The following is a 24,839-nucleotide window of genomic DNA, read 5'->3' as shown; positions in this document are numbered from 1 at the left end:
AACGGGTCGCGCATGGCAGAAGAATAGCCACTCAAGAGCCAGCGGCGGGCAGCACGGCGTCGAGCTGGCGTCCCAGCATGCAAATCAGCAAGGTCATGGAGTCGGCGTTTCGAAGGATCAGGTCGATGCGTTTATCGGCCGAAGCGGGGTCGAGGAAAATATCCCGTGCTTCGCTGATGCTGGTAGCCCCCGTGATTTTCAGTATTTCCCTGGTCATGTCCTTGAATTGACGTATCTGTTCCAGGCTCTTGAGCATCCTGGCCCGATGGTCCCAGGCCATGAACAGTTTCGATCGCGGCGTACCCAGCGAAAACCCTTTGAGTTGTTGCTCTTTCAACTCCCCCGACTTGCGTCGTCCGAATTCGGTGTCTTGGGAAATGAGGTCGAAGAAGGGCAATGAAGCATCCAGGTAAACGATGTCGTACGTGTCGAACAACTGGTGGGTCAATTCATGGATAAGTGTCGCCCCCTGGGCATGGGCGTCGACATTGAATGATTGCGGCACAAGCTCCTGGTATCGGTCCAGGCCTATTTCAAAGAACAGCTGCGTGAGGTAAATCCGTCCCTTGGCGTTGGGTTCCACGACAAATGCTGTGGCGATATCGTTTATATCCTTGAGATTGCCGATGACGATGCGCTTGGCGTTCTGCGCTTCCCATGAAGGATCGGCCAGTGCCCGGCAGATCGGCGCAATCGCCGTGTGGACCTTCTCGATCAGGCCGGCATCGACGTGTTCCACGCCCAGGAACGTCTGGAGAAACGTTTCCAGTCGAGAGGCCGGCGCACGTTGCTGCCTGGCGTGCTCCAGGTTATGGAGGGCGTTGATCGAGTAGAACCTGGCTGTCTCCAGGGCCTGGACGATGGCATTGGCATGGTGGGGGTATTTCCTGCGTATTTCAGCCATGCCCCGGGCTTCGATGTTCAACGAGGCGCCGGCCTGGTAGTCACTGTAGGAATTGGCGAGCGTGGACATGACCTTGCCGTAGCGAATGGTGTGTCGCTGCGGATCGATCGCCCACTGCTGGTCGTCGGACGATCGAGCCAGTATCGGTCCTTCGCCATGGGCATGGACGACACGCCATACCTGGTTCGCTTTGGCGACCTGGAAGACCCTGCCGGCCACGCTCGCATAGAGCTTGCCGGATCCCGCTGCGCCGTAGGTGCCGTCGGCCAGGTTTGCGTGCAGGTCGAAAAGGCTGGCATCCGTGGCTTCGAAGGCGTGCAGGTTGGTACGGGTCGGTGCCGTGGACGCGATATCTTTCCAGCTCATTTCGGTCGTCGTCCGGGACACCTGCGTTGCTGGGCTGGCGGGGGCGAGCAGGCCGAACGTATCGTCGCGATTGAGCATGCCCAGCGAGACCATTTCCGCGGCGCCGGCGATGAAGTCATGCAAGCCGGTTTTCCAGTCATGCTGTCGCAGCGCTTCGGCAGAGGCCTTGAAGTCCTGGTAGCTTTCCCAAAGGGTCTCGAAAAACGTCAATTTGCCCGGTAGCTGGCGTCCCGCAAACCTGACCCCGGTGCTGAACAGATGCAGGACCGTTTGCCAGTCGAACTGGCGTTTGCGGTCGGTCTGGGTGCTCAACAGGTCCGATAGCAGGTCCAGGTTATCGTTGAACAGCGTGTCGAGCAGGTTCGTCTGAATCGGGTTCGAGGCCAGGGTGATGTCCGACAGTTTTCCAAGGGTGGACACGAACAGGTTCCGGAACAGCCCCTGATGGGTCGTGGGGAGCCGGCTGATCAGCAGATCCTGAAGCGCCCCGGGCAGGTTGAGCGCAGCGATGAGGCTGGCCTCGTCCTTGAATTCGATGAGGTTCGGCCCCGCGCGGTAGGGCGCATACAGCACATGAGGAGCCGTCGCGTCGGTGCTCGATCCGATCAGGTAGAGTCCCAGTGTCTTGACCGCCGCGGCGCCGCCGGTCGTTATCAGTTCCAGTGGACGGATCAGGGCGCTGGCACCTTTCACTGCCTGGCGCGCGATGCCGTCCGGCATATCCAGGACCTGGCGAATCAAGTCGAATGCCGTGGCCGACAGGTACTGTTGCAGGTGCCGTGCGTGGGCATGCTGCAACAGTTGCCAGGGCAACTGGCGGCGAAAACGCTGCTTTCTCGCTTCTGCGTCCGCTCCCGTGCCGGAGAGCTTGTCCCTGACGTGTTTTTTATACGAAGTGGAGATATCCAGGGACAGCAGCATCTGCTTCACAGTGGCTTCGTTCAGACTGTCCGGCAGTTTTTTTCCGGACGTGGAGGAGACATGCAAGCCGGTCTTCTGGGTGAACTCGACATGGTTCAAGGCGAAATCGATCAAGGAAGCGGGAGGACCGGCCAATGCGAGGTTCGGCGTGATCAGGATGCTGGCCGGGTCGAGATCCTTTTCGCCAAGGCGTGCATCCAGTAATGCCTTGAGCTTTTTACCGACATAGGTGCGAAGCGGCTCGATACCGTCCAGGTAGTCCTTGCCGTCGGCCACGCTGCTCTTGTATTGGTCGAGCAGATCGATATGCAAGCGTTGATCTTCCAGGGCGGCCGTGCCGAGCCAGGCGGGCAGTTTCTGCCGCCACCGGTTCGCCTGGGCGATGCGCATCGCACGCGGCAGATTGGTCGGGGCGCCTTTGTTCTGCAGCGCCTCGAGGCTTTTCGCCAAGGCCATCCCGCTCAGTTTCCATGGGCCGATTTTCAGACTGCTCAGGTACCGGTGTTCGGCTTCGAAAAGATCGATGAAGGAACTCATCCGGTTCGACAGGACGTTGTCTTCGATCAGCTCGAATGCCTCGAGCCGGTAATGCCCGTGGGGCTTGCGTTGGGCAGCGGGCAGGTTTTCCAGCAGGCTGAAACGTCTTCGAGGGTCGAGCAGGTAGCGGTTCAATTGCCCGGCGGCCATCTCCACGGAAGAAAAGACCTGCAGGCCGTCCGAAGGCGTCCACAGAATACCCAGGCCTGAATAGGGCGTATCCAGCCCGCCGCGCTCGGTGAGGAAAAAACAGTTGGCGAGGCAAAGGTGGACCGTTCGGGTTTCGTCGGTACAGGTGAGCCTCAGCGAATAGACGTCCGGCCGGAAGCCCTTGACCCCCATGCGTTGGGTGCGGTCGGGAAAATCGGGGTCGTAGGCGAACACGGTCCTGATGAGGTCGTGGGCGGCTGGCGGCAGGGTTCCGTCCAGCTCCCTGAGTTCGGCTTCGGCACGTATTCCCAGGGAAAAAACGTTGGTGAGCTTTGGCAGCAGCGCTCTCAGGTCCTTGGAAAACTCGTGGGGACTGGACATCGGCACTCGGGCGAACAGCGTGGTGAACGCCTCTTCGACGCTGGCATAGCTCTTGATCTTCCTTTCCAGTTGGTCGGCCATGAAGTTGGAAGGGCGCAAGTCTCCGTAAAACACCGGTTGGGCACCCCAATGGCCCTGGATCCCCTGCTTCAACAGGCTTTTGTCGATCAAGGTGCGTATGTCCAGCGCCTTGTCGACGAGGGCGTGAAGGTCGACCTTGCCCTGGCGAGACATCTCCAAGGCGTAATGAAGGTTGCTGGTCTGCTTGCCGATGATGGTGTTGGCCAGGGACTCGAACACCGGCAAGGCCACGGGGTGCCCCGACACCTTTGGCTCGTCGAGGCGTAGGAAGCGGTTGCGCTCTTCCAGGCTCAGAAGGCCGTAGAGGGCTTCTTTTCGCGTGGCCCGGGTCGGAGTGCCGAGCAATGTCTGCTTGAAGCTCAGATAGTCGTCGACTTTCTGGAGGCCGTGGCTGGGCGTGTAGAGGTAGTGCCCCTTGCCGCTGATCATCAACGAGCCGGCGAGCTCCACGTAGAGCGGTTCGTATTCCCAGAGTCGCACCGTTTCGATGAACAGAAGCGTTTCATCCCGACCGGACGGCCCGAGGACTCGGAACAGCTCCCGGCTCTGTGCATGCGTCAGTTGCCTCTGTTCCCGCTGGATCAGGATGTTCGCCCGCAACGTGTCGCTGAGCACCTGCGAGAGAAGCTTGCGGCGTGAAATATGAAAGGGGCCGGTGGCGTCCCAGTAACCCTCGATGCACTGGATGAGCCGTGGGATCAGGTGTCCAGCGGCGACCTTCAGCAGGTTTTCCCACTGCCGGGCGTTCCCGGATGATGGGGTGATCCCCGGATGGATGAATTCCACGTCATGTCCGCTGGGTCGTCCCTGGTGGTGGAAATAGACCAGGACCGCGTCAGCCAGGGACATGGTGTTGATGACCCGGCCGGCTGTCGGGCTCCCGGCGCCGGCATAGGTGCTGATCGCCACGCGTCCCTGCCTGTGGTCGAAGTTCGACGCCGCTTCGTTCAATACCTGGTCGAGCATCGCCTGCAACGAAGGCAGTTTCATCAGTTCGTCCACCATTGTCCGGGCATTGAGGCTCTGTGCATGCTCGATGCTTGCGACCAGGGCTTCGAAGACATCGCCCTCGATGAGCGAGCGGGTCTGTCGGATGCCGGGGGAGCCGTTCAGTTCGGCCCGTTGTGAAATCGAGAGCAGTTGAAACAGATCGTCACGTTCGACGGGGCTCGCCAGCATGTGCTCGATCTTTGTTTCGAGGGCTCGGCGGCTGGCGAACTTTCTGATGCCACCTTGTGGTGTATAGAGAAACGCAGGCCAAGCCTGCGAAGCGCCGGTTGCTGGCGAGGCCGTCAGGCTAAGGCAGCCGGCCAGGGGAATCGGGGTTCGGCCGGTCGCTTCGAACAGGATGGTTTCGACAGACATCGGCGGTGTCTGCGCTGCACGTAGCGAGTGGTTGGGCAGTGCAGCGTGATGCAACCAGTCGAGGTCCGCTTGCGTCAATCCGTGGGGTGCGCTCAGTTCGTCCAGGCGCCTGGCATCCAGCACGTGGGAAAACAGCAGTGGGGTGGTCTCGGTCATCGTCGCTTCTCGATCAAGGCGCCGCGAGGCAGCCGTGGATGAAGCGCTCAGGCTAGGACGCCATGGAAGGGCGAAGGTGGTAGATAGTTACCGCACGCCAGGCCCCCGGTGCCTGTCAGGCTCAGGCGCCGGCGCAAAGGTTGACAGCGCGCTCATGAAGCGGTGTTTAATCGGCGCGCTGGTTTGTCTTACGCTGTTGCTACCTCCAACAATCATTCTGGAGCTTCAGATGTCTGCGCTATCCGAACACGCCGGTTCCGGCGCCTTGTCCTTCGATGCCCTGGCGGGTTTGCTGGAGAAGATTTTCCTGCGACACGGCACCTCGGCCGACGTTGCCCGGATCCTGGCTGAAAACTGCGCCGGCGCCGAGCGCGACGGAGCTCACAGCCATGGGGTGTTTCGCATCCCCGGTTACGTCTCGACCCTCGATAGCGGTTGGGTCGACGGCCAGGCCGTGCCGGTGGTCGAAGATGTTGCCTCGGGGTTCGTGCGGGTGGACGCCGGCAACGGATTCGCCCAGCCGGCCCTGGCTGCCGCGCGTGCGCTACTGGTGCAGAAGGCCCGCAGCGCCGGCATTGCGGTGCTGGCTATCCGTAACTCTCACCACTTCGCCGCCCTCTGGCCGGATGTCGAGCCGTTCGCCTATGAAGGGCTGGTGGCCTTGAGTGTGGTCAACAGCATGACGTGTGTCGTGCCCCATGGCGCACAGCGCCCGCTGTTCGGCACCAACCCCATCGCTTTTGCCGCGCCACGGGCTGACGGGGAGCCGATTGTCTTCGACCTGGCGACCAGCGCCATCGCCCATGGCGATGTGCAGATTGCCGCGCGCAAGGGCGAACTGTTGCCCCCGGGCATGGGGGTGGACAGTCTGGGTCAGCCGACCTGCGATCCCAAGGCAATCCTGGATGGCGGGGCACTCCTGCCGTTTGGCGGGCACAAGGGGTCGGCCTTGTCGATGATGGTGGAGTTGCTGGCGGCGGCCCTGACGGGGGGGCATTTTTCCTTCGAGTTCGACTGGAGCAATCATCCCGGTGCCAAGACGCCATGGACCGGCCAGTTGCTGATCGTGATCGACCCGAGCAAGGCCGCCGGGCAGGATTTCGCCGAGCGCAGCCAGGAACTGGTCAGGCAAATGCAGGGGGTGGGGTTGCAACGGTTGCCGGGGGATCGCCGGCATCGCGAGCGCCGTCAATCCAGCGAGCGAGGGATTGTGCTGGAGGAACAGACACTGGCGCAGTTGCGGGAATTGGCCGGCGTGTAAGGCCCGTCTGGGCGGGTGTCGGACTCAGCGCGGCAAGGGGGAAGCCCCTTGCCACGGGCAGGCTTAGCGTCGTCCCAGCAGCAAGCCCACCACCAGCCCGAAACCGGCGGAAATCGCCACGGTTTGCCAGGGGTGGCCACCAATGTAGGTCTCGGTGGCGTCCACCATGGGGCGGGTGCGATCCCGTGCGCTGGCGAGGGAGTCCAGGGCCTGTTGCAGTTTATGGGCGATCTGCCCCCGCAGGTTTTCGGCATCTTCGCCCACCAGTGAAGCGCTGCTCTTGAGCAGTTTTTCCGATTCTTCAATCAAGGCCTTCAATTCGCTGAAGGCCTGGTCCTTGATTTGCTCTCCGTTCGCTTGCTCTGGGCTTTTACGGGGCATTGAATGACTCCTTGCAGATGATGGCAGTGAACAGTGGAGTGCCGCGCCTGGGGGAAAGTTGCAAGCGCCGCACAGCCAAAATGGGTGTTAAGACGTTTCCTTGCAAGGTGTAAGATGTCGCCTATTTACGCAACAGGTAATTTCCATGAGCTTCAATCTCGCTGACAAGCCCCTGGCCGAGCGCGCTGCGCTGGAAGACGAAAAATCCCGACTGTTCGAACTGTGGCAGAACAACCTGGGCAAGGCCAAGGGCGAAGCGGCCCGCCTGTTCGGCGAGCGCTCCAAGCGCAAGGGCAAGTGGGCCGAGTGGGTGCGGGCGGAGCTGGATGGCATGTCGCCCCCTGAGTACGCCAACATGGTGCGCAGTGAAGTCAATCGCCTGATGGCGGCCAATAAATGAACCTCATTTGAAGGTCGCCAGGATGGCCTCGCGAACCTTGATCACGGCCGGATCCATCTGCGCGTGGGTTCGCCAGCCCAGTTCGATAGGGTAGCGCGGCAAGGCAAGGGGGCAGGGTAACAGCGCCAGGCCGCTGAGGGACGCAATGGCCCGGGCCGCATGTGTCGGAATGGTCGCCACGGCCTGGCTGCCCCTGAGCAGGAATGGCAGGGCGGCAAAATGCGTGGTGGAGGCGCAGACCCTCCGGCTCAGGCCGAGCCCGGCCAGCCCCTCGTCGGTGATGCCGATGAACCCACCGGAAGATACCAGCAGATGTTCCCGCGCCACGAAGCTTTCCAGCGCAAGGTGCGCCTGGCCTTCCTTCAGGCTGGCCTGATCGACGAGGCACGCGTAGTCCCCTTCACCCAGGACCCGTCGACTGAGCAGCCGCTGCGCGAAACCTCCGGCGGTGATCGCCAGGTCAAAATGGCGCTCCATCAGATCACGGCCGACGATCTGGCTATGGGTCTGGCGGAAGATCAACCTCAACCCTGGTGCACGTTGCGCCACTTCCTCGATCAAGCGCCGTCCATAGGCGATCTCGAAGTCGTCGGACAGGCCGACGATGACCGAGCGCCCCTGGTAATGGCTGGCATCCGGATCGATCATCGCCAGGCTCTGGCGGCATTTGTTCAATGCGTCGCTGATCACCGGCTTCAATTGATCGGCCCGCAGTGTCGGTGCCAGGCCGCGACCGGTGCGCACGAATAACTGATCGTCATACAGGCTGCGCAGCCTGCGCAGGGCGGCGCTGATGGCCGACTGGGTCACGCCCAGGCGCAGCGCGGCGCGGCTGGCGCTGGATTCGTCGTGCAGGGCTTCGAAGGTCTTGAGCAGGTTGAGGTCGATATCGGCGATATTCATTTGGCTCATATCATTTAGCAGTGATCAGGGCTTTATTCATGATCGGTCGACGCTTGAGAATCGGCAACACCTGATGAACCAAGGAGTTGCAACCCCATGCCAAAATCCATCGTGGCCGCCCTGCAGATCGGTTCCTTGCCCGGCGGCAAGGGCGAGACCCTGGCGCAGATCCTTTCCTATGAAGAGGCCATACGCCAGGCCGGCGCCCGGCTGGTGGTAATGCCCGAGGCCCTGTTGGGCGGGTATCCAAAGGGCGAAGGATTCGGTACCCAGCTGGGCTATCGGTTGCCGGAAGGGCGAGAAGCCTTCGCTCGCTATTTCGCCAATGCCATCGACGTGCCCGGCGCCGAGACCGAGGCACTGGCTGGGCTTTCGACGCGCACCGGCGCCAGCCTGGTGCTGGGCGTCATCGAGCGCGCCGGGAGCACCTTGTACTGCACGGCCCTGTATTTCGAGCCCGAGGCAGGCCTGGTGGCCAAGCATCGAAAGCTCATGCCCACCGGTACGGAGCGGCTGATCTGGGGCAAGGGCGATGGCTCGACACTGCCGGTGGTCGACAGCCAGGTAGGGCGTGTGGGCGCGGCGGTGTGCTGGGAAAACATGATGCCCCTGTTACGTACGGCCATGTACGCCAAGGGCGTCGAGGTGTGGTGCGCGCCGACGGTGGATGAGCGGGACATGTGGCAAGTGACCATGCGCCACGTCGCTCACGAGGGCCGCTGCTTCGTGGTCAGTGCCTGCCAGGTCCAGGCCTCGCCCCAGGCGCTGGGGATCGAAGTCGCGAACTGGCCGGCCGAGCGGCCGCTGATCGCCGGCGGCAGCGTGATTGTAGGGCCCATGGGCGACGTGCTCGCCGGTCCGTTGAAGGACAAGGCCGGCCTGTTGACCGCTGAAATCGACACCGACGACCTGGTGGGGGCGCGCTACGACTATGACGTGGTCGGGCATTACGCCCGTCCGGATGTGTTCGAGCTGGTGGTGGACGAGCGGGCCAGGCCCGGCGTGCGTTTTATCCCATGAATCACCAGTTGGCCGTGGAGCTCGGCAAGTCCAGGGTGCCGCGGTCGACGAAGCGCACGGTACCGAACAATCCACCCGCCAGCTTGCCCTTGAGCACGTAGGGCAGGTTGTCCAGGCGCTGGGTCTGGCTCAGGCCCAGCGTCTGGCGCAGCACCGAAAAAGCCGAGATGCTCACCGGCACGCTCAGCACCGTTTCGGAGAACCTCGCGATGGTGCCTGCCTGGTCACTGACCCCCGACGCCAGGGTGCGTCCATTGACCTCCAGGTCCAGGGCCACGCCGTTGTAATCGATGGCGATGTCGTTGGGGTTCTGCAAGCGCAGTTTCACCGCGAAGCGCATCTCCAGTTCCTGGCTGGCCAAGGGTTCGATGCCCACCACATTGATGTTCAGCGGGTCGTGACGCTGCAGCAGCGTGCAGGCGTTCAGGCTCAAGAGCATCAGAAAGAAAGATAAACCGATGATTCTGCGCATGGCACGCTCTCAAGATAAAGATGCAGTCGGGAAACGCGGAAACCGAGGACACCATAACCCACAACACGCTCCATAAAGGGCTCCTGACAGTTTCTGACATCAGGCTCTGCTAATCTGCGTCAACTTTTTTCTTGCGGATCGCCATCGTGTCGCGTACCACCCGGCTGCTCACTTTGCTGCAAGTCTTGCGGGGCAAGCGTTGCCCGGTCACTGCCGCGACGCTGGCGGCCGAGCTGAACGTGTCTGAACGCACGCTCTACCGGGACATAGCCGAGTTGACGGCCCTTGGCGCTCCGATCCAGGGCGAGGCGGGCATCGGCTATGTACTGCGCAGCGGGCTGTTCCTGCCGCCGCTGATGTTCACTGCCGATGAAATCGAGGCCATCGTGCTGGGGCTGCGCTACGTCGACCAGCGTGGCGACGATGTGCTGGGCAAGGCCGCCGCCGATGCCTTGGCGAAGGTCGCCGCGGTGCTGGCTCCCGACGTCCGGGACGCCCTGCGCAACCCGACGGTGCTGCCCGGTCCGCCGGGCTATGGCTACCCGCAGAACAGGGTGGAACTGAATGTCTACCGCCAGGCCATTCGCAGCCAGGCGAAGCTGCGCATCGACTACGCCGACGTGAACAATACGCCGAGCCAGCGACTGGTCTGGCCCCTGGCCCTGGGGTTTTTCAACGAGGCGCGGGTCGTGGTGGCATGGTGTGAATTACGCGACGCCTATCGGACCTTTCGCACCGATCGGATCGCGTGTGCCATCGAGGAGGGGGGGCGCTACCCTGGCAGGCGCAGCGATCTGTTGCGGGCCTGGATGAAGTCGATGCAGCTGGATGAAACCGGACGTTTCACTCCTGACAAAAACTGACATGGCGCTGTTTTAGCATGATGCCAGATCGCTAGAACAAGGAGCCGTACCATGTCCAATCCCGTCTCTTCCCTGGCCCCGGCCATAGCCGGTTACATTGCGGCCGCCAATGCCCGTGACAGTTCGGCGGTGCCGCGTTTTTTCGCCGAGGATGCCAACGTATTCGATGAAGGCCAGCACCGGGCCGGTACCCAGGCCATTGCCCAATGGATGGAGGACACCGCCCGGCGCTACCAGCCGCGGGTGCAGGTGCTGAACGTGCAGCAGCGCACCGGCAAGGTGCTGGTCCACAACCTGATCTCCGGGACCTTTCCCGGCAGCCCGCTGGAGCTGCGATACACCTTCCGCCTCAACGAACAGGGGAAAATCAGCCGGTTGGATATTTCAGTCTAGAAACCCGGCAACCTGACGCGAGCCCAGTGACGGCGAGGGAGACCTTCCGTCACACGGCGAAGTGCCGGTTCATGGCATACTCGGCGACTTCGCTTTCCGGACCCGGGCCGTATGATTTTCGACTCACCCTTGATCGCCTGGCAGCACGCCATCGAACACCATGGCTTCGTCCAGGACGAGGCCCAGGAGCTCGCCATCATGGCCCTGGAGCAATGCCACCGGGCATTGCAGGAGGGGCGCAAGCCCGTGAAGGGGGTTTATCTCTGGGGACCGGTGGGGCGCGGCAAGACCTGGTTGATGGATCGTTTCTACGAAAGTCTCAAGGTCCCCGCGCGCCGCCAGCACTTTCATCATTTCATGGCCTGGGTACACCAGCGTTCATTCCAGCTCACCGGCACGCCGGATCCCTTGCAGGCCCTGGCCCGGGAGCTGAGCGCCGAAGTGCGGGTGCTGTGTTTCGACGAACTGTTCGTCACCGATATCGGCGATGCCATTATCCTCGGCCGGCTCTTCCAGGTGATGTTCGAGCGGGGCATGGTGATCGTGAGCACGTCCAACCTGCCTCCCGAAGAGCTTTACGCCAACGGCCACAACCGCGAGCGTTTCCTGCCCACCATCAGCGCGATCAAGGAACATATGCAGATCGTGCCGGTGAATGGATGGCAAGACCACCGCCAGCATCCGGGTGCGCTGCAACAGCGCTACTGGCTGCGGGAACGCGCTCGGCCTGACCCGTTGGCCGCAGTCTTCGCTCAATTGACTGCGGGGCAAGCGCTGCGTGACGGACCGATAGAAGTGGGCCATCGCCTGCATGAGCCGGTCCAGGCCAGCGAGACAGTGCTCTGGACCCGCTACGCGGACCTGTGCGAGCAGCCTTTTTCAGCCTTGGATTTCATGGCGCTTTGCGACCGCTTCAGCGTCATTCTGCTCAGCGATGTGCCCAGCCTGAGCGCCGAGCAGCGCGAGGGCCGCATTGCCCGTGGTACGGAAGACGGCGTCGAGCGGGTCGAGGCGGGGGACAGAGAACTGCCGCAGTTGTCGATTCACGACGATGGTGTGCGCCGCTTCATCGCCCTGATCGACGAATGCTACGACCGCAAGGTACCGCTGTATCTTTCGGCCTGGGTGCCGATGGAGCGGTTGTACACCGAGGGCTATCTGCAATTTCCATTTCGCCGTACCCTCAGTCGCCTCCAGGAAATGCAGTTGCAACGTTTCGGTCAGCCAGCCTGACCTGTATCCGCCGAAGCCAAGGGCGATCGGCATTCAGAGAGAGATGGAAGGTCATGGAAGAAGCCAGGGACATCCTTGTATTGCAAGCCAGCTACACCAACCCGGTTCACGCCGAGGCGATCTGTCATGTGCTCAACGGCTATGCGCAAGACCCGATGGGGGGCGGTCGGCCCCTGCCGGCCGAAGTGCTGTTGCACCTGCCGGAAGAACTGGCCAAGCGCCCCCATGCGTTCAGCGTGCTGGCATTCGTCAATGGCGAGCCGGCGGGGCTGGTCAACTGCTTCGAAGGTTTTTCCACCTTTGCCTGCCGTCCCCTGGTGAATATCCATGATGTGGCGGTGATGCAGGCCTTTCGCGGATTGGGCCTGAGCCAGAAGATGCTGCAGAAGGTCGAAGATATCGCCCGCCAGCGCGGCTGCTGCAAGATGACCCTGGAGGTGCTTGAAGGCAACGCCGTGGCCCAGGCCAGCTATGGCAAATTCGGTTTCGTCGCCGGCATGTTCGACCCGGCCCATGGCCGGATGCTGTTCTGGACCAAGTCTTTGTAGAACCCTGGCCCGCGCCCGGGCCTGGGTTATTTCTGCACGAGCCGGGGCTCCGGTTTCCTGGGTTGCATCAGGCTGAAGTCGATCAGCGCCTTGTGTTGGCGTTGATAGGGATTGCCGATCAACAGGGGCCGGGCCTTGAAGTCATCGCTGACCAGGCTCCTGCTGCGATCCAGCTCGTCGAAACTCAGGCCTGCCAGGTCTGCCCAGGTATGGATCAGCTGAGAACTGCTGTAGGGCCGTGACAGGTCGCCGGCAAAGTTCCAGTCATGGCTTTCGCGCCATTTTGGCGAGGCCCAGGCCATGAACGGAATGGTGTACATCGGCGCGGTGGGCTTGCCTTCGTTGCGTCCCAGGGTGTCGTGCCCCGCCGAGTCGAATACATCCTCACCGTGGTCCGACAGGTACAGCAAAAAGCCGTTGGGGTCGGTCCTGGCGTAATCCCTGATCAGGCTGGAGACCACGAAGTCGTTGTACAACACCGCGTTATCGTAGCTGTTATAGGTGGGGACCTGATCGTCGCGCACCCCTGCCGGTACGCCCTGGCGGTCGGTGAACTTGTTGAAGGTCGGCGGGTACCGGTACTGATAGCTCATGTGGGTGCCAAGCAGATGCACCACGATCAGCTTGCGCGGCGCGGCATCGGCCAGGGCCTTGTTGAACGGCGCGATCACGTCGCCATCGTATTGCGCGGCGTTCTGGTTGCGATTGTTGTTCAGGTAGACCTGCTCGTCGGCCTGCTGGGAAAAGGTCGTGAGCATGGTGTTGCGCTTGGTCATGGTCTGCTGGTTGGTGATCCAGAACGTCTTGTAGCCCGCCTGTTTCATCATGCTGACCAGCGAGGGTGTGCTCAGGTAAAGGTCCGGATGCTGCTCATCGGCAAAGGTCAGGACCTGTTGCAGCGCTTCGATGGTGTACGGACGTGGAGTGATCACGTTGTCGAACACCGCCAGCTGGTCCTTGAGCTTGTCCAGTTCCGGCGTGGTTTCCCGCTGGTAGCCGTAGAGGCTCATGCGCTGACGGTTGGTGGATTCGCCGATCACCAATACCAGGGTCGCCGGCTGGTTCGCCATGGCGTCCTTGAGGTTGCGCAGTGGCTCGATCTTGCTGGCGCTGTGCAGCATGCCCTGCATATTGGTCAGTTGTTCACCGTAACGACGGTATGCCACCAGCATCTGCCAGGGGACGGCGGGCTCGATGCGGTCTTCGAATTTCTCCAGGCCCCCGGCCAGGGTGCCGGTACGCAAGGTTTGCTTGACCAATGGGTAACCCACCACGGCCACCATGATCGCGGCGGCGGCCATCATGGCCCGGCCCCGCGGCAGGTACACCGGGCGCAGGCGCGTCCATAGCCAATAGCTGACCGCTGTATGGGCCAGGAAGGTCGGCACCATCCACCAGGCAAAATATTGGGTCAGGTATTCACCGGCTTCAGACACGTTCGATTCGAACATGATGAAAATGACGCTCTGGGAGAATTCCTGCTGGTAGATGAAGAAATAGCCCAGGCTTGCCATGGAACACGCCCACAGCACCACGCCGATCAAGGCGGCGAGCAGGCGGGTCCGGGCCGGGAACAGCAGCATGGGCGCCAGCCACACGGCGCTCATGATCAGCGCCTGGCGAAACCCGGTGAAGCCGGAGGTGTCGGTCACCAGGATAAGCAGTTGGGTAATGCCCGAAAAATACCAGAAGAACAGGAACAGCCAGCCAAGTCCGGCCCAATCGAAACCTTTCGCAGTCGTTTTGCTGCGTTTGAACACACTCATCAAGCTCTCCAGCCTTTTGTCGGCGCTGCCGCAGGGGCCGATCCGGCATCCGCGGGCGTGCACCGACCCTCTTCAAAGGCGCGGAGTATTGCGATGAGGGTGTGAAAACTTCGTGAGTTTTTTGTCTACGGGACGCAGGGGCGTGGTGTCGCGAAGGGAGACCGCGAGGGGACAGGGGGGCGCGAATGCTTCGAACCGAGCCGATTTTTCTCTGGGATGCCCAGGGTTCATGGAAGTGACACTGGTATGTTCAGCGTCACTTCCGACTGGAGCAGGTCTAGCGAGCCAGCGCCTGACCCTGGTGGGCCAGTTGTGCGTGTTGCAGCTGCAGGCGCAACTGGGTCACTTCATCGAGCAGCAGATCACGCTCTTCTTTGAGCAGGCGTAATTCATCGCGACGAATGGTCACATAAAGGGTCTGTGGGGGACGTGCGGTAACGACTGGGTCCATTGCTCACCTCGCAAATGGCGTACATCAACTATAGAGATGTCGCCAGTTTTTGGTCGACACCTCTACTATCGGCGCCGATTCTGATTTCTTTTGCTCGTGAATGGAACTTTTTTATTTTTCATGGTCGCCGTGTCTTCGACCGGATTTGGAGCGTTATCCCTTGTGATTGCACGAATTAACCGGAAACTATGCAGCAATGCTCTGGACTAACCTCCTCATAGTCGTGAGCTAAACCTTTGACATACCTTTATTTGTAGTAGGGAGCATCAGCACATGCAACTCGGGATCATTGGACTGGGCCGCATGGGCGGCAATATTGCGCGGCGCCTGATGCTCAACGGGCATACCACCGTTGTCTATGATCGCAACAGCGCTTTTGTCGAAAACCTGGTCCAGGAAGGCGCCACAGGCGTCGCGGACCTGGCGGCCCTGGTGGCCGGCCTGCAGGCGCCACGGGCGGTCTGGGTCATGCTGCCGGCCGGCGCACCCACCGAAGACACCATCAACGCGTTGAGCGAGCTGCTCGAGCCAGGCGACGTGGTCATTGACGGCGGCAATACGTATTACAAGGACGACATCCGTCGCGCCCAGGCCTTGTCGGAAAAGGGCTTGAGCTACATCGACGTCGGCACCTCCGGGGGCGTATGGGGGCTGGAGCGTGGCTATTGCATGATGATCGGCGGCGACGCCGAAGTGGTGGCGCGCCTGGACCCGCTGTTCGACAGCCTGGCGCCTGGCATGGGCGATATTCCGCGCACCCGTGACCGCAAGTCCGACGATGACCGCGCCGAGCGTGGCTACATCCATGCGGGCCCGGCCGGTTCCGGGCATTTCGTGAAGATGATCCATAACGGCATCGAATACGGGATGATGCAGGCGTTCGCCGAAGGCTTCGATATCCTCAAGACCAAATCCAGCGAAAGCCTGCCGCCGGAGCAGCGTTTCGATCTGAACCTGGCCGATATCGCCGAAGTCTGGCGGCGTGGCAGCGTGGTTTCGTCCTGGTTGCTGGACCTGACGGCCGATGCCCTGGCCAGCGATCCGAAGCTGGACGGTTTTTCCGGTGAAGTGGCCGACAGCGGGGAAGGCCGCTGGACCATCGAGGCCGCGATCGAGCAGGCAGTGCCGGTTCCGGTGTTGTCCAGCTCGCTGTTCGCCCGTTTCCGTTCCCGCCAGCAGAGCACCTATGGCGACAAGATGCTGTCGGCCATGCGCTTCGGCTTCGGCGGCCATGTGGAGACACCAAAAAAATGACCTCGATCGGCGGGAAATCCAAGGCGGAGCCCGCACCACCGACCACGTTGTTCCTGTTCGGTGCCCATGGTGATCTGGTCAAGCGCCTGCTGATGCCAGCGCTTTACCATCTCTGTCGGGATGGGCTGCTGGGGGATGGACTGCGGATTGTCGGTGTTGACCACAACGCTATCAGTGATGTGGACTTCGCCAGGAAACTCGAGGACTTCATCCGCAACGAAGCGGCAAGCAAGGGCGGCGATGCCGCCCGGGCACTTGATCCGCAGCTGTGGGCCAGGCTGGCCAGGAACATCAGCTACGTGCAGGGTGACTTCCTCGATGACAGTACCTATGTGGCGCTGGAAGCGAAAATCGCTGCCAGCGGTACTGGCAATGCGGTCTTCTACCTGGCGACCGCGCCGCGTTTCTTCAGTGAAGTGGTCCGTCGCCTCGGTGCGGCCGGACTGCTGCAGGAGCAGGAGGATGGCTTCCGGCGCGTGGTGATCGAAAAGCCGTTCGGTTCCGATCTGCAGACCGCCGAAGCCCTCAATGCCTGCCTGCTCAAGGTGATGAGCGAGAAACAGATTTATCGGATCGATCATTACCTGGGCAAGGAGACGGTGCAGAACATCCTGGTCAGCCGTTTCTCCAACAGCCTGTTCGAAGCGTTCTGGAACAACCATTACATCGACCACGTGCAGATCACCGCCGCTGAAACCGTCGGTGTGCAAACCCGTGGCAGTTTCTATGAGCGCACCGGTGCCCTGCGGGACATGGTGCCCAACCACCTTTTCCAACTGCTGGCGATGGTGGCCATGGAGCCGCCGGCCGCCTTCGGTGCCGATGCGGTACGTGGCGAAAAGGCCAAGGTGGTGGGGGCGATCCGGCCCTGGTCGGTGGAACAGGCCCGCGCCAACTCGGTACGAGGCCAGTACACCGCCGGCGAAATCGCCGGCAATCCGGTGAGCGGCTATCGCCAGGAAGCCAACGTCGCCGCCGACAGCAGCACCGAGACCTATGTGGCCCTCAAGGTCATGATCGACAACTGGCGTTGGGTCGGGGTGCCTTTTTACCTGCGCACCGGCAAGCGCATGAGCGTGCGGGATACGGAAATCGTCATCTGCTTCAAGCCGGCGCCCTATGCACAGTTTCGCGACACCGAAGTCGATGAATTGCAACCCACTTACCTGAGAATCCAGATCCAGCCCAACGAAGGCATGTGGTTCGACCTGCTGGCCAAGCGGCCGGGGCCGGCCCTCGACATGGCCAACATAGAATTGGGCTTTGCCTACAAGGATTTTTTCGAAATGCAGCCATCAACGGGTTATGAAACCCTGATCTACGATTGCCTGACGGGGGATCAGACCTTGTTCCAGCGGGCCGACAATATCGAGAACGGCTGGCGCGCGGTGCAGCCGTTCCTGGATGCCTGGCAGCAGGACGCGACGGTGCAGCCCTACCAGGCCGGGGAAGACGGCCCGGCCGCTGCCAACGACCTGCTGACACGCGACGGTCGTGTCTGGCATGGCCTCGGATGAGCGAGTCGTTGAAACAGCCCATCCGGTTTTTGCTCAGCGACATGGATGGCACGCTGCTGCTGCCCGATCACAGCCTCAATCAACGCACCATCCAGGCGGTGCGCGCGCTACGTGAAGCAGGTGTGTTGTTCAGCCTCGCCACGGGGCGACCGCCGCGGGCCATGCTGCAACAGATCGAGGCCTTGGGTGTCGACCTGCCCACCGCTGCGTTCAACGGCGGCACCCTGGTTCATCCCGACGGCAGTTTCCTTGCCGTGCATTACCTGCCCCCCGAGGCGGCGCTGACCACCCTGGCGCTGTATGCCGACCAACCCGGCATCGAAGTCTGGGTGTTTGCCGACGGTGACTGGCTGGTGCGTGACGCCAACGGTCCGATGGTGCCGATAGAGACCCGTGGCCTGGGTTATCCACCCGTGGAAGTGGAGAGTTTCGAGCCCTACCTGGAGCGCATCGACAAGATCGTCGCCACCAGCGCCAACACCGATCTACTGATTGAGCTGGAAGCCCGTTTGCATCCGCTGCTCAAGGGCCAGGCCCAGGTGTCGCGTTCGCAACCCATCTATCTGGACGTCACGGCGATGAAGGCGAACAAGGGGGAGGCGTTGTCCACGCTGGCGACGTTCCTGGGCGTGCCGCTGGAGCAGACGGCGGCCATGGGGGACGGCGGTAACGACCCGGCGATGTTTCATCGCGCGGGCCTGTCCATTGCCATGGGCCAGGCGGACGAGACGATCAAGCGCCAAGCGGACGTGATTACCGCCGCCGTGACCGAGGATGGCGCGGCATTGGCGATCGAGCGATTCATCCTGCCCCGGTGAAGCCACGAGGGGGAGGCTTGCCTTGATATCGGCCCGGTCGCCGTCTTCGTGGGCAATGCCGCTCCCGCACGAACCCGATGAGTCGGCAATCCGGATCAACGGATTCTCCCGTGGGAGCAGGCTTGCCCGCGAAAGTGACTGCCAACGTGCAGACCGTTGGCAGGGCCATCGCCAGGCCTCACAGCCAGTAGGTCACCGCAAACCAGCCCAGGCCGCCCATCACCACGGTATAAGGCACCGCCATCCAGACCATCCGGCCATAGGACAGGCGAATCAGCGGTGCAATCGATGAAGTCAGCAGGAACAGGAACGCGGCCTGGCCGTTGGGAGTCGCGACGCTGGGCAGGTTGGTGCCAGTATTGATGGCCACGGCCAGGGTCTCGAACTGCTCGCGGCTCATGTGACCGGAAACGAAGGCCTGTTTCACCTCGGTGATATAGATGGTCGCCACGAACACGTTGTCACTGATGGCGGACAGCAGGCCGTTGGCGATGAACAGCATCCCTGGCTGCTGGTCGGCGGGCAGGGCCAGTACCCACTGGATCAGCGGCGTGAACAATTGCTGGTCATGAATCACCGCCACCACCGCGAAGAACACCACCAACAAGGAGGTGAACGGCATGGCATCCTTGAATGCGTTGCCGAGTCGATGCTCGTCGGTGATCCCCGTGAACGCGGTGATCAGTACGATGACCATCAGGCCGATCAGGCCGACTTCGGCAATGTGCAGGGCCAGGGCCACGATCAGGATCAACGCGGCGATACCCTGCACGACCAGGGCTGCGCGTTGGCGTGAGGTGCGCTCGTGGTTGTCCTGGGCGGCGTAATCGGCCAGCACGGCTCGTACATTGTCTGGCAGCAGCGTGCCGTAGCCGAACCAGCGCAGTTTCTCCAATGCCACGCAAGTGACCAGTCCGGCTGCCAGCACTGGCAGCGATACAGGGGCGACCTTCAGGAAGAACTCCGCGAAGTGCCAACCCATTTCATGGCCGATCAGCAGGTTCTGCGGCTCGCCCACCAGCGTGCATACGCCCCCCAGGGCGGTGCCCACGGCGCCATGCATCAGCAAACTGCGCAGGAACGCCCGGAATTGCTCCAGGTCTCCATGGTGCAGCGAAGGCAGGTCATGGTCTTCATCGATGCTGCTGTCCTGGCGCGGGTCGTTGCCCGATGCCACGCGGTGGTACACCGAATAGAAGCCCACCGCGGCGCTGATGATCACCGCGGTGACGGTCAGTGCGTCGAGAAATGCCGACAGGAACGCCGAGAGAAAGCAGAACATCAAGGCCAGCAGTGCCTTCGAGCGCACGCCAAGGAGCAGGCGAGAGAACAGGAACAGCAGCAGGTCCTTCATGAAATAGATCCCGGCCACCATGAACATCAGCAGCAGGATCACCGGAAAGTTATGGGTCAACTCGTCGTACAGGGCCTTGGGCGTAGTCATGCCCAGGACCAGGGCCTCGATCAACAGCAGGCCGCCAGGCATCAAGGGATAGCATTTGAGCGCCATGGCCAGGGTGAAGATGAACTCCAGCACCAGCATCCAGCCGGCAACGACCGGCCCGAGGGTCCACAGCGCCAGGGCATTGAGGATCAGGAAGGCGACGATGCACGCTTTGTACCAGCGAGGCGAATGCCCAAGAAAGTTATGCGCGAAAGCTTCAGCCATTGAACCGGACATCGGCTGCTCCTTTTATTTAGAAGCGCGCAAGTTGCCGTAAGCAATGCGGAATATCAAGCGTAGGAAAAGATACTGTTGCGACTCAGGCCCAATACCGCGCCACGACTGCCCTGTAGTTGCCATGAAGGGAATAGCCGCCCACCAGGATTTTGTCATCTGCCTGCAATGCCAGGGAGGTGGCGGTATCCAGGCTGTAGCCGAGTCGGGTGCGAGTCCAGCCTCTGCCTTGGCCGAAAAACGGGTCGAGGCAGCCGTCCGGCAGATGCCGGGCCAGGACGAAGTCAGCCTCGATACCGCCGATGGTGGCGCCGGCGGTCACCAGCTTCCCGTCCGATTGAAGCTGCGCGGCGGTCCATTGGCTCGCGCTGCGCCCGATCTGTAGAAGCCGGCATTGTCCCTGGTTGAACTGGAGGTCCGCTTGGCCGTCCGGGCGTACCTTGAGTGTCAGGCACTGCATCGGGTCACGGCTGCTGCCGAACGCCTGCAGGTCGCCGTTTTCATGCTGGACGATCTGGCTGATCATCACGCTGCGCTCCTGGGTCGTGATGGACAGGAAACCGTTGTCGCCGAAGCTGTCATCGAGTCTGCCGCTGGGGTCATAGCGGGCCATCAGGCCTTGTTGGGGCAGGTCGATCGCACCGCCTGCGAGGATATTGCCGTCGGCCTGGAGTGCGAGGCAGCTCAGCCAGGTGTTTTTCAACAGGCGCCGGACCATCACGAAGCCGCCGCTGTTGAATGTGCTGTCCAGGCTGCCATCCGGCAGCAGGCGGATCAGGATGCCAACATGATCGGACAACTGAAAATGATGGTTGGCCAACAACAGGATCCGGCCATCGGCCTGCACGCGCATGTCGCAGGCTTCAAGGCCTGGTACGCCGGGAGGCAGCCAGGGATCACGCAGACCCTGGGAAAGATTGCCGCAAAGCCGGATGATTGTTCGCCCGGCGTGGCCGAAGCCTGGCACCGCGCGGCCTTGCTGATCGAACAACGCCAGGGCGGGCAGGGTGCGGTCGGCGCTTTCGTAGTGAAGACCCGATAACAGGATGCTTGCGTCGGGCAACACGATGACTTTGCCCGCCGTGGCTTCAAAGCCCTGCTCGAAAGCGCCGATGACGCAGCCCAGGGTACCGAACCCCTTGTCCGGCGAACCGTCATGGTTGAGGCGGGCAAGCCCGAAACGGCTGCCTTGGGCGGTCTCGACCTTGGCTGCCACCAGGATGCGTCCGTGGCGGTCGACGGCCATCCCCGTGGTCAGGCTCGACGTGCTGCCACGGAACTGAACCGACACCTTGCCGCCATTGGCAAAGCCTGAGTCCAACTGTCCGGCGTGGGCTACCGTCTTCGGCAGTCCAGGGGCGAAGTGATTGAGCATGCATGCCTCTCCTTGCGCGTCGACCGGCCCGGAGGGGCGATGACTGCATGAGGGCAACATTCAATCCCTGAAAGTGATGGCGTACAACTGTCAACTTCTACAGATATAGAAGCGTCTTGTGCCAGAACAATGGCTTTTTGACCCAGTGCAAAGCCTGCTTTCAATAAACAGCCTTCAGGCTCTGTATAAAACGCCTTGATACTCGTTCATGCTGCGTTGAAAACAGCCTCGCCTGGCATTCGTCTCAAGACTTTTCGTACAGAGCCTGACAGCCAGTTATTCAGGCATGGACCAGGATTGCAGTTTGTAACCTTCCTGGCTCAGTTCGGCGCGTGCCTGTTTCAACAGGTCGGCCAGTTGGGCTGGATCGGTATAGGCACTGCTGGGGATCTGGGTGCGTCCAATATGGGTATTGGTGCGGTCGACGACGGTCAGGCTCAGTTCGCCGTTACCGTCTTGTGGGGCCCAGGCCACGCATTGGAAAGGCTTAAATGCGCGGTCGGCAATCAAAAGAGCTTCGTTGATACGGAGCGGGGCGTTCATGGCGTTTTCTCTTAAAAGTGCCCAATCAAATGATGTGCCGTCGGTTGGGCGTACCGTGCGGCGGGTTACTTGTACTGATGTCCCGAACCCGGGATCAGGTCACACATTCCTTGAATAAATTTCGATTTTCTTTCAGACAGGGCAAAAAGGCTTTTGTTTGAAAGCCTCGTGAAAGATTCCGGCAAGTGGCAACTAACGAAATGCTCGCTTATAACCGCTTTAATGCCCAATCAATAATTAATTGATACAAGGGGGTGTCAACTTCTTGCTACTGTTACATGCAGGTTCGCCAAACGACTGTTTCTACTCATTTTTCTTATTTTTGGCGCCAAGGATCAGTCATGATCGAAGCCAGTACGTTGCGTCGTCTGCTCGTGGTTGATCCCTGCGATGATTGTCATCGCCTGCTGCCGGGGTTACGCGGCATTGGTTGGGAAGTGGACAGTTGCTCCCTCGAGCATGCAGGCGATCGCTCCTGCGATGTCGGCCTCTTGCGGCTGCAGCCCTTTCACCTGGAGCGCCCGGAGGCGGTCAAGGAGCTGATCAGCCGCAGCGGCGCCGAATGGATCGCGGTACTCAACCAGGAAGTGCTGCACCTCAAGAACGTGGGGGATTTCGTCTGCGAATGGTTCTTCGATTTCCATACCTTGCCTTTCGACGTATCCCGGGTCCAGGTGACGCTGGGTCGAGCGTTTGGCATGGCGCGGCTGCGGGGGCAGGGTTCTGTCCACGTTGACCAGCCCGAACATGAGCTGCTGGGCGACAGCAAACCCATTCGCGAGCTGCGCAAGTTGTTGCACAAACTGGCGCCCACCGAATCGCCTGTATTGATTCGCGGTGAGAGCGGCACCGGCAAGGAGCTGGTGGCGCGCACCCTGCATTCCCAGTCCCAGCGGCGCAACAAGCCGTTCATTGCCATCAATTGCGGGGCCATTCCCGAGCATCTGATCCAGTCGGAACTGTTCGGCCATGAGAAAGGGGCCTTCACCGGCGCTCATCAGCGCAAGATCGGGCGCATCGAAGCCGCCCACGGCGGGACATTGTTCCTGGATGAAATTGGTGACCTGCCCCTGGAACTGCAGGCCAACCTGCTGCGTTTCCTGCAGGAGAAACACATCGAACGGGTCGGCGGCAGCCAGCCCATCCCCGTGGACGTGCGGGTATTGGCCGCCACCCATGTGGATCTTGAGGCGGCCATCGAGCACAAGCGGTTTCGCGAAGACCTGTACTACCGCCTGAACGTGCTGCAAGTGGTGATGGCGCCCTTGCGTGAGCGCCACGGCGACTTATCGATGCTGGCCAGTCACTTCTCCCATCTCTACAGCCAGGAAACCGGCCGCCGGCCGCGCAGCTTCAGCGAGGACGCGCTGGTGGCGATGGGCATGCATGACTGGCCGGGCAACATCCGGGAACTGGCCAATCGTGTTCGTCGCGGGCTGGTATTGGCCGAGGGGCGGCAGATCGAAGCCCGGGACCTGGGCCTGGCCAGCCACCAGGGCGTCGTGGCACCGATGGGCACCCTCGAAGACTACAAGACCCGCGCCGAGCGCCAGGCACTGAGCGACGTCCTCAACCGGCACAGCGATAACCTGAGCGTGGCGGCCCGGGTGTTGGGCGTGTCTCGCCCGACGTTCTACCGCCTGCTGCACAAGCATCAGATCCGCTAGGCCCTGAAAGTAATTGTGGCAGCGGGGGCGGCCGCGGATGATGCAGCCGCCTCGCTCCCACAAGGGCATTGCTCGTCTATCTTGTATTGCCTGAGCGTCGCTCGGCGACTTTTCGTACGCCTTAGAAGTAATACGGGAATTTCAGACTGAAGGAGAAATCCGGTGCGTCGTCGGTCAGCCCGATGGACAGGTTGGGCACGATGGTCAGGTTATCGGAGGCGGCCACGGTCATGCCGATATTGAAATAGCCTGCGTTGGCGTCGCTGGAGACCACCGACTCCCAATCCCCGCCGTCCTGCTTGAGCTTGCTGTTCTTCTGGATCAGGTCGGACACCGAGAACGACATGCTCATCTTCTCGTTCAAGGCGAAGGCGATGCCCGCGCCGATCTGGAAGCTGTCACCGATGCGCACTTTGCCAGGTACTTCCTGGTTGACGGTGGAGCTGATGTCGTCGAACGACTCCTCGAAGTTATGGGTATAGGACAGGCTGCCGAAGAGCACGGCCGGATCGAAGGTCTTGACCAGGGAGATCCCGGGGGTGATCGACCAGACGCCATTGCCGGTGGGCAGGTCCTCGGGCACGAACAGATTGGTGTTGGCCTGGGATTGGCGCAGCTTGATGCCGAACGGATCCTTGCCGGTGGGCGCCTTGACGCGCAGGGTCACCACCGCATCGGGGGTATCGATGGACTCGTCCATGAACTTGTAGGCAATGCCGAAATTGACGTCGCCGATGGTCGGGTCGCGGGTGACGGTTTCTTCGCTGGTCACCCCGGCCGCGCCCTGGTTGGCGCCGCCGGACTGGTAGGTGGATTCGCGATAGATCACCGGTACGTTCAGGTCGAACTGCCAGCGGTTGTCGAAGTTGTAGCGACCGGTCAGGTCCAGTGTCCAGGTGTCGGCCTTGATCCGGTCCAGGTTGATGTTGCCCAGGAAAATCGAATCCAGGGCCAGGAAACCGTTGAGGATCAGTTGCCGTGTGTCATAGCGCGAATAGGTCACGCCGGTCTCGAAGCTGAACTTGCCACCGCCAAAGAAGCCGCTGGCTTCGTCGTAGAGGTTGGAGACGCTCTGGGCGGGCTGGGAGTCTGCGGCGAGGGATTGTCCGTAGCCACTGCCACCGCTGGCAGTCGTGCCGCTTCCGGCAACAGTCTGATTGCCTTTCATGTCGGCCGGTGACTTGACCAGGCGCTTGGGCGGCGGGGCGGCGGGTTGGTCTTCCACCTGGCGAACCCGCTGTTCGAGGACCGCCAGGGCCTTCTGCTGGACCTCATAGCGTTGCCTGAGCTCCAGCAGTTCCTGTTTCAGGGCTTCGATTTCCGCATCCTGTGCCGCTTGCAGCAGAGGGGCAGGCAACAGCGTGCTCAAACACATCACAGCGCGCAACGATACGGATCGATACATGAGGTATGCCATCCCTATAAGCCCAGTGGT

At 61.4% G+C, this 24,839-nt stretch carries 21 protein-coding genes; 11 read left to right on the top strand and 10 right to left on the bottom strand.

The features are described 5' to 3' along the window. Positions 1-31: 31 nt before the first annotated feature. Positions 32-4,861 carry a dermonecrotic toxin domain-containing protein gene (locus BLP99_RS24255; RefSeq protein WP_092181967.1) on the bottom strand — a complete coding sequence of 1,610 codons (4,830 nt, stop codon included), beginning with the start codon at positions 4,859-4,861 and terminating at the stop codon, positions 32-34. 229 nt (positions 4,862-5,090) lie between these two features. Here BLP99_RS24255 and BLP99_RS24250 point away from each other — a divergent pair, with 229 nt between their 5' ends. Next, the gene (locus BLP99_RS24250; protein WP_072391003.1) at positions 5,091-6,122 is read left to right on the top strand and encodes an Ldh family oxidoreductase; all 1,032 of its coding nucleotides are present in this window, start codon (positions 5,091-5,093) and stop codon (positions 6,120-6,122) included. Positions 6,123-6,185: 63 nt separating this feature from the next. Here the strand turns inward: BLP99_RS24250 and BLP99_RS24245 are convergent, their stop codons facing one another. Further along, the gene (locus BLP99_RS24245; protein WP_072391006.1) at positions 6,186-6,503 is read right to left on the bottom strand and encodes an ElaB/YgaM/YqjD family protein; all 318 of its coding nucleotides are present in this window, start codon (positions 6,501-6,503) and stop codon (positions 6,186-6,188) included. Positions 6,504-6,648: 145 nt separating this feature from the next. Between BLP99_RS24245 and BLP99_RS24240 the strand changes: the two genes are divergently transcribed. Then, positions 6,649-6,903 (top strand): hypothetical protein, encoded by a 255-nt coding sequence (locus BLP99_RS24240; RefSeq protein WP_072391008.1) that lies wholly within the window; start codon positions 6,649-6,651, stop codon positions 6,901-6,903. 3 nt (positions 6,904-6,906) lie between these two features. On the opposite strand, the gene BLP99_RS24235 is transcribed toward BLP99_RS24240, so the two are convergent. Continuing rightward, positions 6,907-7,815 (bottom strand): LysR family transcriptional regulator, encoded by a 909-nt coding sequence (locus tag BLP99_RS24235; RefSeq protein WP_072391011.1) that lies wholly within the window; start codon positions 7,813-7,815, stop codon positions 6,907-6,909. An 87-nt stretch (positions 7,816-7,902) separates the two neighbouring features. Between BLP99_RS24235 and BLP99_RS24230 the strand changes: the two genes are divergently transcribed. Then, positions 7,903-8,826, top strand: coding sequence for a carbon-nitrogen hydrolase family protein (locus BLP99_RS24230; RefSeq protein ID WP_072391016.1), 924 nt, complete (start codon positions 7,903-7,905; stop codon positions 8,824-8,826). Between the two features lies 1 nt (position 8,827). On the opposite strand, the gene BLP99_RS24225 is transcribed toward BLP99_RS24230, so the two are convergent. Then, the gene (locus BLP99_RS24225) at positions 8,828-9,298 is read right to left on the bottom strand and encodes an LEA/WHy family protein (protein WP_072391019.1); all 471 of its coding nucleotides are present in this window, start codon (positions 9,296-9,298) and stop codon (positions 8,828-8,830) included. A gap of 146 nt (positions 9,299-9,444) precedes the next feature. On the opposite strand from BLP99_RS24225, the gene BLP99_RS24220 reads away from it, so the two are divergent. The 4 genes from BLP99_RS24220 to BLP99_RS24205 all read left to right on the top strand — a co-directional run bounded on the left by BLP99_RS24220 (position 9,445) and on the right by BLP99_RS24205 (position 12,335). Beyond that, positions 9,445-10,161, top strand: a complete 717-nt coding sequence (locus tag BLP99_RS24220) for a helix-turn-helix transcriptional regulator (RefSeq protein WP_072391974.1) — start codon at positions 9,445-9,447, stop codon at positions 10,159-10,161. Positions 10,162-10,212: 51 nt separating this feature from the next. Further along, the gene (locus BLP99_RS24215) at positions 10,213-10,554 is read left to right on the top strand and encodes a nuclear transport factor 2 family protein (protein ID WP_072391022.1); all 342 of its coding nucleotides are present in this window, start codon (positions 10,213-10,215) and stop codon (positions 10,552-10,554) included. Between the two features lie 111 nt (positions 10,555-10,665). Further along, positions 10,666-11,787 (top strand): cell division protein ZapE, encoded by a 1,122-nt coding sequence (gene zapE / locus BLP99_RS24210; RefSeq protein ID WP_072459225.1) that lies wholly within the window; start codon positions 10,666-10,668, stop codon positions 11,785-11,787. A gap of 53 nt (positions 11,788-11,840) precedes the next feature. After that, positions 11,841-12,335, top strand: a complete 495-nt coding sequence (locus BLP99_RS24205; protein ID WP_076407107.1) for a GNAT family N-acetyltransferase — start codon at positions 11,841-11,843, stop codon at positions 12,333-12,335. A gap of 26 nt (positions 12,336-12,361) precedes the next feature. On the opposite strand, the gene BLP99_RS24200 is transcribed toward BLP99_RS24205, so the two are convergent. Both BLP99_RS24200 and BLP99_RS26465 read right to left on the bottom strand, forming a co-directional pair. After that, positions 12,362-14,101, bottom strand: a complete 1,740-nt coding sequence (locus tag BLP99_RS24200) for a phosphoethanolamine transferase CptA (RefSeq protein ID WP_076407106.1) — start codon at positions 14,099-14,101, stop codon at positions 12,362-12,364. Between the two features lie 277 nt (positions 14,102-14,378). Further along, the gene (locus BLP99_RS26465; RefSeq protein WP_165887561.1) at positions 14,379-14,552 is read right to left on the bottom strand and encodes a DUF6026 family protein; all 174 of its coding nucleotides are present in this window, start codon (positions 14,550-14,552) and stop codon (positions 14,379-14,381) included. Between the two features lie 249 nt (positions 14,553-14,801). Between BLP99_RS26465 and gnd the strand changes: the two genes are divergently transcribed. From gnd to BLP99_RS24185, 3 genes are read left to right on the top strand one after another with little or no spacing between them, the layout of a single operon-like run. Continuing rightward, on the top strand, positions 14,802-15,806 hold the full coding sequence (gnd, locus tag BLP99_RS24195; RefSeq protein ID WP_256327894.1) for a phosphogluconate dehydrogenase (NAD(+)-dependent, decarboxylating): 1,005 nt from the start codon (positions 14,802-14,804) through the stop codon (positions 15,804-15,806). After that, positions 15,803-17,323, top strand: a complete 1,521-nt coding sequence (zwf, locus tag BLP99_RS24190) for a glucose-6-phosphate dehydrogenase (protein WP_092181964.1) — start codon at positions 15,803-15,805, stop codon at positions 17,321-17,323. The genes gnd and zwf overlap by 4 nt, the downstream gene beginning before the upstream one ends. Continuing rightward, complete coding sequence (locus BLP99_RS24185) at positions 17,320-18,141, top strand: Cof-type HAD-IIB family hydrolase (protein WP_072391042.1); 822 nt, start codon at positions 17,320-17,322, stop codon at positions 18,139-18,141. Before zwf ends, BLP99_RS24185 begins: the two co-directional genes overlap by 4 nt. Positions 18,142-18,319: 178 nt before the next feature. Here the strand turns inward: BLP99_RS24185 and nhaB are convergent, their stop codons facing one another. The 3 genes from nhaB to BLP99_RS24170 all read right to left on the bottom strand — a co-directional run bounded on the left by nhaB (position 18,320) and on the right by BLP99_RS24170 (position 21,737). Next, the gene (gene nhaB, locus BLP99_RS24180; RefSeq protein WP_072391045.1) at positions 18,320-19,822 is read right to left on the bottom strand and encodes a sodium/proton antiporter NhaB; all 1,503 of its coding nucleotides are present in this window, start codon (positions 19,820-19,822) and stop codon (positions 18,320-18,322) included. An 82-nt stretch (positions 19,823-19,904) separates the two neighbouring features. Beyond that, positions 19,905-21,194, bottom strand: coding sequence for a delta-60 repeat domain-containing protein (locus BLP99_RS24175; protein WP_092181961.1), 1,290 nt, complete (start codon positions 21,192-21,194; stop codon positions 19,905-19,907). 276 nt (positions 21,195-21,470) lie between these two features. After that, positions 21,471-21,737 carry a hypothetical protein gene (locus BLP99_RS24170; protein ID WP_072391050.1) on the bottom strand — a complete coding sequence of 89 codons (267 nt, stop codon included), beginning with the start codon at positions 21,735-21,737 and terminating at the stop codon, positions 21,471-21,473. 341 nt (positions 21,738-22,078) lie between these two features. Between BLP99_RS24170 and BLP99_RS24165 the strand changes: the two genes are divergently transcribed. Beyond that, positions 22,079-23,404 carry a sigma-54 dependent transcriptional regulator gene (locus tag BLP99_RS24165; protein WP_072391053.1) on the top strand — a complete coding sequence of 442 codons (1,326 nt, stop codon included), beginning with the start codon at positions 22,079-22,081 and terminating at the stop codon, positions 23,402-23,404. Positions 23,405-23,525: 121 nt separating this feature from the next. On the opposite strand, the gene BLP99_RS24160 is transcribed toward BLP99_RS24165, so the two are convergent. Continuing rightward, positions 23,526-24,809 carry a hypothetical protein gene (locus BLP99_RS24160; RefSeq protein WP_072391056.1) on the bottom strand — a complete coding sequence of 428 codons (1,284 nt, stop codon included), beginning with the start codon at positions 24,807-24,809 and terminating at the stop codon, positions 23,526-23,528. Positions 24,810-24,839 lie beyond the last annotated feature (30 nt).

It is taken from the genome of Pseudomonas sp. NFACC32-1 (assembly GCF_900101215.1).
Classification (GTDB): Bacteria; Pseudomonadota; Gammaproteobacteria; order Pseudomonadales; family Pseudomonadaceae; genus Aquipseudomonas.
The sequence above is the reverse complement of the archived record's forward strand: the minus strand, read 5'-3'. Positions and strand labels throughout refer to the sequence as shown.

Bases quoted from the DNA above. Each gene is read 5' to 3' on its own strand.
- BLP99_RS24255 (WP_092181967.1), bottom strand. From the start codon at position 4,861: ATGACCGAGACCACCCCACTGCTGTTTTCCCACGTGCTGGATGCCAGG.
- BLP99_RS24250 (WP_072391003.1), top strand. From the start codon at position 5,091: ATGTCTGCGCTATCCGAACACGCCGGTTCCGGCGCCTTGTCCTTCGAT.
- BLP99_RS24245 (WP_072391006.1), bottom strand. From the start codon at position 6,503: ATGCCCCGTAAAAGCCCAGAGCAAGCGAACGGAGAGCAAATCAAGGAC.
- BLP99_RS24240 (WP_072391008.1), top strand. From the start codon at position 6,649: ATGAGCTTCAATCTCGCTGACAAGCCCCTGGCCGAGCGCGCTGCGCTG.
- BLP99_RS24235 (WP_072391011.1), bottom strand. From the start codon at position 7,815: ATGAGCCAAATGAATATCGCCGATATCGACCTCAACCTGCTCAAGACC.
- BLP99_RS24230 (WP_072391016.1), top strand. From the start codon at position 7,903: ATGCCAAAATCCATCGTGGCCGCCCTGCAGATCGGTTCCTTGCCCGGC.
- BLP99_RS24225 (WP_072391019.1), bottom strand. From the start codon at position 9,298: ATGCGCAGAATCATCGGTTTATCTTTCTTTCTGATGCTCTTGAGCCTG.
- BLP99_RS24215 (WP_072391022.1), top strand. From the start codon at position 10,213: ATGTCCAATCCCGTCTCTTCCCTGGCCCCGGCCATAGCCGGTTACATT.
- zapE (WP_072459225.1), top strand. From the start codon at position 10,666: ATGATTTTCGACTCACCCTTGATCGCCTGGCAGCACGCCATCGAACAC.
- BLP99_RS24205 (WP_076407107.1), top strand. From the start codon at position 11,841: ATGGAAGAAGCCAGGGACATCCTTGTATTGCAAGCCAGCTACACCAAC.
- BLP99_RS24200 (WP_076407106.1), bottom strand. From the start codon at position 14,101: ATGAGTGTGTTCAAACGCAGCAAAACGACTGCGAAAGGTTTCGATTGG.
- BLP99_RS26465 (WP_165887561.1), bottom strand. From the start codon at position 14,552: ATGGACCCAGTCGTTACCGCACGTCCCCCACAGACCCTTTATGTGACC.
- zwf (WP_092181964.1), top strand. From the start codon at position 15,803: ATGACCTCGATCGGCGGGAAATCCAAGGCGGAGCCCGCACCACCGACC.
- BLP99_RS24185 (WP_072391042.1), top strand. From the start codon at position 17,320: ATGAGCGAGTCGTTGAAACAGCCCATCCGGTTTTTGCTCAGCGACATG.
- nhaB (WP_072391045.1), bottom strand. From the start codon at position 19,822: ATGTCCGGTTCAATGGCTGAAGCTTTCGCGCATAACTTTCTTGGGCAT.
- BLP99_RS24175 (WP_092181961.1), bottom strand. From the start codon at position 21,194: ATGCTCAATCACTTCGCCCCTGGACTGCCGAAGACGGTAGCCCACGCC.
- BLP99_RS24170 (WP_072391050.1), bottom strand. From the start codon at position 21,737: ATGAACGCCCCGCTCCGTATCAACGAAGCTCTTTTGATTGCCGACCGC.
- BLP99_RS24165 (WP_072391053.1), top strand. From the start codon at position 22,079: ATGATCGAAGCCAGTACGTTGCGTCGTCTGCTCGTGGTTGATCCCTGC.
- BLP99_RS24160 (WP_072391056.1), bottom strand. From the start codon at position 24,809: ATGTATCGATCCGTATCGTTGCGCGCTGTGATGTGTTTGAGCACGCTG.